The sequence below is a fragment of the Occallatibacter sp. genome (assembly GCF_036502485.1).
Lineage (GTDB): Bacteria > Acidobacteriota > Terriglobia > Terriglobales > Acidobacteriaceae > Telmatobacter.
Genome location: NZ_DASXYM010000139.1, coordinates 1 through 9,023, shown reverse-complemented (window position 1 = coordinate 9,023; position 9,023 = coordinate 1). Strand labels below are relative to the sequence as shown.

At 62.0% G+C, this 9,023-nt stretch carries 6 protein-coding genes; 2 read left to right on the top strand and 4 right to left on the bottom strand.

Annotated features, from left to right (window positions below; all coding sequences use genetic code 11):
• Nucleotides 1-1,187 (bottom strand): M23 family metallopeptidase (locus VGL22_RS17960; RefSeq protein WP_465268326.1); only part of this gene is annotated, 1,187 nt, incomplete at its 3' end.
• A 65-nt stretch (nt 1,188-1,252) separates the two neighbouring features.
• On the opposite strand from VGL22_RS17960, the gene VGL22_RS17955 reads away from it, so the two are divergent.
• Nucleotides 1,253-2,959 carry an ArnT family glycosyltransferase gene (locus VGL22_RS17955; RefSeq protein ID WP_465268325.1) on the top strand — a complete coding sequence of 569 codons (1,707 nt, stop codon included), beginning with the start codon at nt 1,253-1,255 and terminating at the stop codon, nt 2,957-2,959.
• Between the two features lie 10 nt (nt 2,960-2,969).
• Here VGL22_RS17955 and VGL22_RS17950 read toward each other — a convergent pair whose 3' ends face one another.
• The 3 genes from VGL22_RS17950 to VGL22_RS17940 all read right to left on the bottom strand — a co-directional run bounded on the left by VGL22_RS17950 (nt 2,970) and on the right by VGL22_RS17940 (nt 7,735).
• A complete protein-coding gene (locus VGL22_RS17950; RefSeq protein WP_465268324.1) occupies nt 2,970-6,314 on the bottom strand; it encodes a carboxypeptidase-like regulatory domain-containing protein in 3,345 nt (1,114 codons plus the stop codon).
• A gap of 129 nt (nt 6,315-6,443) precedes the next feature.
• Nucleotides 6,444-7,247, bottom strand: coding sequence for a hypothetical protein (locus VGL22_RS17945; RefSeq protein WP_465268323.1), 804 nt, complete (start codon nt 7,245-7,247; stop codon nt 6,444-6,446).
• Between the two features lie 95 nt (nt 7,248-7,342).
• The gene (locus tag VGL22_RS17940; RefSeq protein WP_465268322.1) at nt 7,343-7,735 is read right to left on the bottom strand and encodes a TOBE domain-containing protein; all 393 of its coding nucleotides are present in this window, start codon (nt 7,733-7,735) and stop codon (nt 7,343-7,345) included.
• 395 nt (nt 7,736-8,130) lie between these two features.
• On the opposite strand from VGL22_RS17940, the gene VGL22_RS17935 reads away from it, so the two are divergent.
• Nucleotides 8,131-9,023 (top strand): sodium/proton-translocating pyrophosphatase (locus tag VGL22_RS17935; RefSeq protein WP_465268321.1); only part of this gene is annotated, 893 nt, incomplete at its 3' end.

Here is a 9,023-nt window from a genome sequence, read left to right as displayed (position 1 = left end):
TGATCGCCGCCGGCCATGCCTGTCATGCCGCTCAGGCCCATCACCTGGCTGCGTTTGACCGGGTCGCCTTCGTGCACGTCGATGCGGCTGAGATGGCCATAGATGGTCTGCAGGCCGTATCCGTGATCGACGACGATGCAGTTGCCATAGATGCCGAGGGGTGCTGCCCAGACGACGCGGCCGTTATTCGAAGCCTCAACGCCGACATGCTGCGTGACGGCGAGGTCGTAGCCGAGGTGTGTCTGCCGATCGACTTTCTGGCCGTGATAGATGTAGCTGCGGTTGTCAGCAAACGTGGCTTCGGCGGCCGAGTTTGACTGCCGCGTAAAGGGCTGCGACCAGAGGAAGTGGTCAGCGGTCTTCATGCGCAGGTCGGAGAGGGTTTTGTTGTTGGCCTTGCGCATCTCGCTGTTGATCTTGACGAAGCGCGCCACCGGATCGCCCGAGCCATTCGGGTCGAGCTCGCCCAGCACCTTGTTCATGAACTGGTCGGTGACCTGGATCTGGTGCTGGGTGTAAACGGGCTGTTCCTTCTTCGGAAAGATGGCCGTGAGCGGTGTTGTCACATCGTTTCCGGCGCCGTTTGAGGCAAACACCATAGGCGTGGTGCCGTCGGGCATGTTCCACGCAAAGGCGTAGAGAGAGAACAGGCCGGGCTTGCCGCCGGGCAGGGGCCAGGCACGGAACGACTGATCGCCCACCTTGACGCCGGCGGCCGTGTAGGCGCCGTTGACGTTGAGCGTGGCGAGGTCTGCCATGCCGCGGTAGAGGTAGTGCTGGTCGGAGTCGGCGCTCACGGTGGGCGGCTGCGTCACGATGGTCACATCGCGCTCCACGCGGGTGGCGCCGTGGCCCATGCCCGCTGAAGTCGCTTCCACGATCAGCCTGGCTTTGCCGTCGTGCAGTTGCGGCGTGGTCTTCGCGCCGATGGTGAAGTTGAACGTGGAGTTGGCATCGCTGCTCGCGGCGGTCGACTGCCAGGCCTCATATTGGGCGCCGTCCTGCTCCAGGGTGGCGGTCACCTTGCTGATGCCGTGCTTGTCTTGTACGTGCACAGAGACAGGGGTGGCCTGGCCGATCTGGGTGAGGGAGGGGGGCAGGTCAACGGCAGGTTTACTGCCGCATCCGGCGAGCAGGACGAAGAGCGGCAACGAGAGCAGCCTGGCAGTGGAGATCGGGGTTCGCACGACTTCATTCTATCGGCGGACGAGCGGTGTACGGACGGGGCAGAACCAGCGAATGAAAGGGGGCAGTGGGACGCTATACTCAGAGTATTCCTTCGAGCACAGTCTCAGCCCGGGCTGGAGACGCCGGCGCGCGAAGTGTGCGCGAATACTTCACAGCGGAGAGCGTGTTGCTGAAGAGCTCCTCCAAATCCTGGCTCTATGCGATCTGGATGTTGCTCATCCTCGCATTCGCAGCCATGCACTATCTCCATCTGCAGGCGGATTTTCCCAATCATTCGCCGTGGATGGAAGACTGGGCCAAGTACACCGATGAAGGCTGGTATGGAAATGCGGCGGTGCGTGCGCATTTGCTGGGCCACTGGTATATTGCAGGCGACTTCAACCCCGCGCCGGCGGTTCCGGTGTGGCCCGCGCTGGAATGGATGGTGTTCTTCTTTAGCGGCGTCAGCATCACGGCGGCGCGTGCGCTGTCGGTGTCGTTCTTTGTGCTGGAACTGGTGCTTGGCTATCTGCTGCTGCGGGTGCGCGGGTCACGCTGGATGGCCTTGCTGGCGCTGACGATGGCGGTGACCAGCCCGTTTCTGTACGCGTTCAGCCGGCTGGCGATTCTGGAGCCGATGCTGGTCGCGTTTCTGCTGGCCGGGTTGAATCTTGCCGTGCGCCTGCCGCGTTTCCGCCGGCCGGGATGGGTGAGCCTTGTTATTGGCATCCTGTTTACGCTGATGCTGCTGACAAAGACGACCGCGGTGTTCCTGCTGCCGGCGCTGGGCTGGGCGATGCTGGCGAGCCTGTGGCCGGACCGGCGCAAGGCGCTGCGCTGTGTGGTTGCCGCGGGCGCTGCAGCCGCTATCACGTTTGGCGGGTGGATGGCCCTTGTCGTCCACAAGGGGCTGCTGGCTGACTATAAGTACCTCTTCTTCATCAACAAATACGACAAGCCAACGGAGTGGTACTGGCCGGTGCTGAGCCTGTGGTGGTCAGTCAAAGGCGGCCTCTGGATCGGCCACGTTCTTGTCCCGCTGGCAGGCATTGTCGTGGTTCTGGTGGCGGTCGGCTGGCGTCGGCCGTGGGCGCGCGACCTGTGGAGGAATCCGGTGTTTGGCAGCTCCGTGCTGGCACTGGCGGGCTACATCCTCTTCATGACGTACCAGAATCATCCGCAGCCGCGGTACTACGTGGTGGTGGCGCTGTTCTCGTTTTTTGTACTGGCCATGGGGGCGGAGGTGCTTCTGAAAGGGTTGTGGGCGGGCATGCCGCGCACTCCAGTGGCCCGAGCCCGCGCATTGGCCGGCTGTGCGGTGGTGGGCGTGAGCGCCGCGACGGCATTGTTCAATGCGGTGGTGACGCTGGGCTATGTGACGCATCCGGAATACACATGGGTCGATGCTGCGCGAAGCCTGACCGGCTATATCGACGCGCATCCGAACGGCAACCGCGTGCTGATCTCTATCAGCGGCGATGAGATCACCATGATCACGCACCTGCCCTCGCTGTGCGACGACTTCGGCACGGAGCCGCTGGCGGATAAGCTGGGCAGATATCAGCCCGGCTGGTGGGCAACGTGGAACGACATCGATCCGGGGACTCTGGAAGACCTGCATACGCACTACTCGCTGGAGCAGGTGGCCACGTTCGACGCCCTCGATCACCCGGATCGCGATCAGCTGGTGTTGTTCAAGCTGCATCCGCTTCCCGGCAATAAGGTGCGCGACGCGGGACCGGCGCTGCAGTTGCCGCTGCCTGGGGACAAGATCGATATCCCAATTGACTGAGGCGCCGAGGTTAGCGGCTAAGGCGCAGTGCGAACTGCACCACGCGCGGATCGGTAACGGTGCCGGTGATGCTGCCGAAGGCGGGCGAACCGAAGCTGCCGTTGGGGTTGGCAAACGCGGGCGTGTTGAGGATGTTGAAGATTTCTGCGCGGAACTCCACGTCCGCCTTCTCGTGGATGCGGGTGTGTTTGATCAGCGCGAAGTCAACGTCGCGATAAGCCGGCCCGCGCACCGGATTGCGCGAGGCATTCCCCAGCGTGAACTGAGGGGCCGTGTCAAAAGCAGCAGTGTTGAAATATTGGGCAACTGTGCGCTGTCCCGGTGAGAGCGAGGGGTTGCCGACCAGATTGGGGCGCTGCAGAACGAACCCGGCAAAGGCGTTTGTGTTGGTCGCCTGGGTCACGGTGACGGGCATGCCCGACTGCAGCAGCACCATGGAGTTGAGCGTCCAGCCGCCCAGCAGCAGGTTCCCCACGCCATACGCGGCGAAGCGATGACCGCTGCCTGCGGGCACATCGTAGATTCCGCTGAACGAGGTGACATTGGGCATGTCGCCGCTCGAGGAATCGCGCTCCAGGGAGGGACGATAGGTGTCCGCGGCAATGAGACTGCTGGAGTTGGGAGAAGAGAGCACGGTGGTGGAGAAGACCGCCGAGGCATCGTCAATCAGCTTGGAATGCGTGTAAGCGAACTGCAGCGCATAGCCGCGTGAGAAGCGCTTCTCCACCTTCACCTCACCGGCGTTGTAGTTAGTCGTGCCGCTGTTGTGGCGATAGATGGCCACGTTTAGAAACCGCGGATACGGCTTCATCAACTGCGCTTCGGTGATGGTCTTGCCGCCGATGGAACTGGAGGGCGGCAACTCGCCATAGTAAGGATTGGGCACTTTGGTCAGCAGCGACGGACCTTCAGCAAGCTGGGTGGCGGTGAGTTGATTGAGATTCGAGTCAGGGATGCCGACGTGCACGATGTGCGAGCCGACGTAGGCCACCTCGATGGAGAGATTGGCGGCCAACTCGCGCTGTAAGGCGAGGTTCCACTGCTGCACGTAGCCTGATCCGGCTTTGCGGTCGGCGGTGTAGACGCTCTGCCCTTGGCCGGCGTCGGGCGTGAGCGGGAGTGGCGCGACCGACGGGCCGCCGGAGAGCGTGAAGGCCGCGTTGAGGCTGTCCTGCGTCTTCTGCTGCACGTTCTGAATAAATGGAAACTGCGGAACGGTGAACGGCGTCGTGATCCCCGACTGATCGATGAAGACGATGCCGTAACCGGCGCGCGCCACGGTCTTCGGCGTGATCAGGTAAGCGAAGCCGATGCGCGGAGCCACATTGGTGTAATGCAGTTCGCGCGCGCTGCGTGAAAAGCCATTTTTGCCCATATAGTCGAGCTGCTGTGTTCCCAGGTTGAACACGGCGCCCTGGTCATTCTTTTCCGTCGAGGGGAAGTGCAGTGTCCAGCGGGCCCCCAAGTTGGCTGTGAGGCGATCGGTAATCTTCCAGTCGTCCTCCAGGAAGTATTCCTCAATGTGACCGCGGGGACGGATTTTACTCTGCTGCAGATCGATTTGAAACGTGTCGACCTGGCCGAGCAGAAAGCTGGCCAGGGCGCTGCCGCTGTTAGCCACACCCTGCTGATTGGTGCCGGTGGTGGTGAAGGCGAACGATCCGGTGGGGTTGGGCGGCGCCACGGCGTTGAGCTGATACCAGCGAGGGTCCGCGCCCGCCTTCCACGCGTGCCGCCCGCGCGTGTACATCAGGGTGTCCACGGCCTGCCAGACGCCGGTCTGGTATTGCGAGAAGGTGCTGGGCGAAGGGCCAAGCTGCTGAAAGCCGGTGAAAGTGAACAGCGGCAGGGCATTGTTGAACGCGGCATTGGCAGGGATGCCGGGGATACCAAGCGAGTTCGACGCGGTGTCGCCCAGGGTGGTCCCTTGAATGTCATTGCCTCGGCGCGTGTAGCCCATGCGGAAATCGTTGATCAAGCGGGGCGAGAAGGTGTGAGTCTCATTGAACACGGCCTGCTGCCCCAGCACATTGGAAAGGCCCGCCACGCCTCCGGTCCCGAGCACCGAGCCCGTAGTGGCGCCGCTGCCCTCGGGGAGCGGGGTCACGGGCTGCTCCACTTCGTTGTAATAGGAGTAGCGCCCGAAGGCCCGGTCACTGGCGCGCAGCACCGCGTCCACCCGCGCGTCGAACTGCGCCTGGTGGTCCACATCATCTGCCGTCCGTTTGTAATTGTTGGCCGTGGCCGTAAGATCCGTGGGAACAGGGAACCGATTCAGAAGGTCCGCTGCGGCCGGATCGAACGGCACGTCGATCACATCGTTGGGGAATCGCTGGCGCACGGTCTGGCCGTCCACCACGGTGGTCGTCGACGGGTCGTAGATCTTCGCCACGCCCGTGAAGATGCCCTGGCGCTCGTTCATTGTCGGCACGGTGGAGATGCGGGTCACGCCGATCAACTGCCGCACTCCCTGAAAATCGCCGAAGAAGAACAGGCGGTCATGAAGGATAGGTAATCCGATGGTCGCGCCGTAGAGGTTGCGGCGGTATTCCGGCCGTGGCCCGGTGGTGGCAAAGTAGTTGCGCGCGTTGAGGTCTTCGTTGCGGAAGTACTCGAACAGGCTGCCGTGAAGGGCGTTCGATCCGGAGCGCGTGGCGACGTTGACCACGCCTCCGTTGAAGCGGCCAAATTCGGCGGGCACATTGTTGGCCTCGACGGTGAACTCCTGGATGTCGTCGAGGACGGGGAAGAACGCCACCTGGCCCGGCTCCGGCTGTAGCGCGGAGATGCCGTCGAAGAGGTATTCATTGGTGCGGGGGCGGCCGCCGTTGATGCGCGGCAGAAGCGTGCCAGGAGGCAGCTCAACGCCTGGAGCGAGGGTGGTGAGCTGAACGAAATTGCGCGCGTTGAGTGGCATGGCCTGAACGACCTCGCCGGAGATGTTGGTTTCAATGTTGCTGGTGGAAGCCTGCAGTAACGGTATTTCCGCGATCACCGTGACGGTGGCGCCTGGAGATCCAACAGAGAGCGAGAGGTTGGCTGTTGTCGTTTCTCCGACGGTGATTACGACTCCTTTGCGTGCCACGCGCTGAAAACCTGCTGCTGTGACATCAATTTCATAGGAGCCGGGGAGCAGATTGACGAACTGGTAATTGCCCGAGCTGGTTGACACGGTGGTCTGGCGCAGGCCGGTGGCCTGGTTGAGCAAATCCACATGGGCGTTGGCGAGGGCTGCTCCGGACGGGTCCTGAATGAGTCCGGTGAGCGCGCCGGCGACCTGGGCGCAGGCAGCACTATTCACGATGAAGGCTGCCGCAATGAGGGCCCAGGAGAGGAACAGGGAGGGGAATTTCACGCACGGTCCTCGGACGAATCAATGCGATAACGACTGCGGTAATCGTATCATTTCGACTACGTTCGCCAAAGCTTGCGCACAGATTGGCGTAGCGGCTCCCGCTACTGTTCAGCAGGAATTTTGAGGGAACTAAAACCGTACGCGGAACGTGAGCAGAGTGTTGTGATTGCTGGCGTGGTAGCGTGTGGCGGCGACCTGGAAGCCGCCACCGAAGGCGAACGCAACTCGTTTGTCCATGGGGAAGCGGCCGATGACGATACCGGGCGTGAGGAAGGCCTGCTTTTTGCCATCGTGGGCGCCGCCGGCCCAGGATGTGGAGTTGACTTCCACCTCGGGCCAGAGCCGTTTGAGGACATGCCCCTGAAACGCTGTGTTCCACACGATGGCGCGGCCGATCGTTTTGACGTTTTCGACGGGCAGGTTCCCGGCGAGGGTGGACTGTACATCGAACCAGCCCCAGCCCTTGCCCGCCGCCAGTGTGGGAATGAGGCTGGCCGCGGTGGATCCGTTCTTATATTGGCCTGTGGGAGCGCTGCCGCCCATAAAGCCGGTGAAGATGAGGTTGCCCTTCTTCTCCGGACGCGCTAAAAAGCGGTATTTCAGATTGAACGAGACATCGCTCCACCCATCTTTCACCGTGGGGTTCTCGTGGCTGAGGTAAGGCGGAAGGTTGAGCTGCAATTCAATTCGTGGGGCCGGGATGAGTTTGAAGCCTTTGCCGGAGCCGAGGTTGTTCACCCCTCCTGTGCCTGTGTGTTGATGCTGCACATCGAAGCGAAACCCCTGCTCCAGTCGCCCGGTGGTGGTGGCGAGCGGGTTGATCCAGTGCGGCTGCTGAGCCTGGGTGACGGTGACGCGCTGGCGCCACGACTGGGGAGATGCGCACACCGCGGCGAAGAGCACACTGAGAAAGATGGCGGGGGCGAATCTCAAGCACGCTCCTTGAAGCATTTGATAGATGCAGTTCTGCGGGATTGTCCCCTGCCAAGTTCCTGCAAAGGATCAGATGCTGGAGAACGCCTGCCGAATCATGGCTTGCCGATCATTACCTCAGTGGCCTTGATCAGGGCGAGGGCCTGGTCGCCCGGTTGGAGGGCGAGCTCTCTCACGGCGTCGGCGGTAATGATGGCGGTGATGCGCTGCTTGCCGAGGGCCAGCACGACGCGTGCCAGGAGACCGTCCACGGTGACTTCAAGCACGGTGCCGGAGAGCTGGTTGCGTCCACTGATGCGGGCGGTGCCGGGGTGTGCCGCGGTGGGGGGCATGAATTCATCCAGCGCTTCTACCGGCACGCGGTGATGGCCGCCGGGCGTTTTCACGGTGCGGATGCGGCCAGCAAGGATCCAGTGCTTCAGGGCAGGATAGCTGATGCCTAACTTCTCGGCTGCCTGGCGGGGCGTGAGCAGCGTGGGCGCGTTCATTGGATTGGGAGATTCTCCTGTTGCGTACTGTACACCGGCCGGGATGTCTCACCGGTTGGGAGGGATCGAGGCAGGGATGCCAGTGGGGCCGCGGCAGGCTTGAGAACCTCATGGACCGTTGCAGACCAGCCTGCGGGCGGCAAGTGTGCGAGGGGGGCGGAGGGTGCCATGGTCTCGTGCAAGCCTCTGCAAGAGTTCCGCATGGGCCTGCGCAAGATCGGGAACGGGTGCGCTTGTCCTGTCCCAGGTTGGCGCGGGACGAGCGCTTGTGACTGCTATCACTCGACAGTGTTGTATGCGGGTGTTAGAGTTCCCGTGAAATCGGTTCCCCGGTTCTAGTCGCCGGTATTTTGGTGGTCCGTTATACGGCTTCAAACCTAAGTCTGGGAGGACTTGTGACTGCACAGGAATGGGTGTACTGCTTTTTGGGCGTGAGCGTTTTGCCGCTGCTGGTTGTGGCCTTTGCACGCCAGGTGTATGGCTCGGGGGAAGGCTCCGCGAACGGCGCGAGAGCTGTGATGATGAGCGCTGCAGCATTCCTGAAGCGCCGTTCGAAGACCGCGGCGGCAGCTCTGGCCCTGCTGCTCCCCGCCATGGCGAATGCGCAGCCCGAGCACGGCGGCGGCGAAGCGAATCTGGTCCTGCCTGATCTGGGCAGCGTCAGTTTCATGGGCATGACGGGACACAACCTGCTCATGATCGGCTTGCTTTTCTGCGTGGGCGGCCTGCTGTTCGGCATGGCGATTTATGTGCAGTTGAAGAACCTGCCGGTTCATCGCACCATGCGCGATATATCCGAACTGATTTATGAAACCTGCAAGACCTATCTGGTCACGCAGGGCAAATTCATCCTTCTTCTGTGGGCATTCATCGCCGTGATCATCGCGCTCTACTTTGGCGTTCTGGCGCCGGTGGGCAATGTTGCCATTACGTTGCCGATCATCCTGCTGTTCTCGCTTGTGGGCATCGCCGGCAGCTATGGTGTGGCGTGGTTTGGTATCCGCGTGAACACATTTGCCAATTCGCGCACGGCTTTCGCCGGATTGCGCGGCAAGCCGTATCCGGTATATGCAATTCCGCTGAAGTCCGGCATGAGCGTTGGCATGATGCTGATCTCGGTCGAACTGCTCATCATGCTCTGCATTCTGCTCTTCATCCCGAAGGAATATGCGGGCCCGTGCTTTATCGGCTTTGCAATTGGCGAGAGCCTGGGCGCCGCGGCTCTGCGTATCGCCGGCGGCATCTTCACCAAGATTGCGGACATCGGCGCCGACCTGATGAAGATCGT

Coding starts and splice junctions, on each gene's coding strand:
- VGL22_RS17940 (WP_465268322.1), bottom strand. CDS start 7,735: ATGAACGCGCCCACGCTGCTCACGCCCCGCCAGGCAGCCGAGAAGTTA.